This is a genomic window from Arthrobacter sp. JCM 19049, assembly GCF_001310435.1.
Window position 1 is genome coordinate 1 of the sequence record NZ_BAXF01000943.1, and the last position, 536, is coordinate 536.

Here is a 536-nt window from a genome sequence, read left to right on the forward strand (position 1 = left end):
CTGTCCCCGAAGGCCAAGGAGCTGGCCAGCGAGCTGCGCCGCCGCTGGAACATCGACTTCGACGACGCCGGGGCGATCGGGCGCCGCTACCGCCGCCAGGATGAGATCGGCACCCCGTTCTGCATCACCGTGGACTTCGACACCCTGGAGGACCAGGCCGTGACGATCCGCGAACGCGACACCATGGCCCAGGAGCGCATCGCACTGGATAAGGTCACCACCTACCTGTCCGAGCGGCTGAACGGGGCCTAGGGCAATGGCAGAGGTGAACTTCCGCCCCTGGCGTGCCGGCGATGACCTGCAGCTGCTGCAGGTCTTCGGCGACCCGCGCTCCCCGCAGGCCCACCAGGACCGCACCATGCTACGTGCGGACTCCGACGCGCCGTTCTCCCGCTGCCTGGTGGCCACCGTCCAGGACGTGGCCGTGGGTGCCGGGTGGTGTTCGCCTCCTCCCTGCACCCGCAGCGGCTGTGGCTGTTCGTGGAAATCGCCCCGGCCAACCGCCGGCAGGGCATTGGCCGGGAACTGGTCCGGCG

The 536-nt window shown here is 70.0% G+C and carries 1 protein-coding gene and 1 pseudogene; both read left to right on the forward strand.

Annotated features, from left to right (window positions below; all coding sequences use genetic code 11):
* Window positions 1–252 (forward strand): His/Gly/Thr/Pro-type tRNA ligase C-terminal domain-containing protein (locus JCM19049_RS17255; protein ID WP_279403527.1); only part of this gene is annotated, 252 nt, incomplete at its 5' end.
* A gap of 4 nt (window positions 253–256) precedes the next feature.
* Window positions 257–536, forward strand: a pseudogene (locus JCM19049_RS17260) (hypothetical protein); the annotation flags it as partial.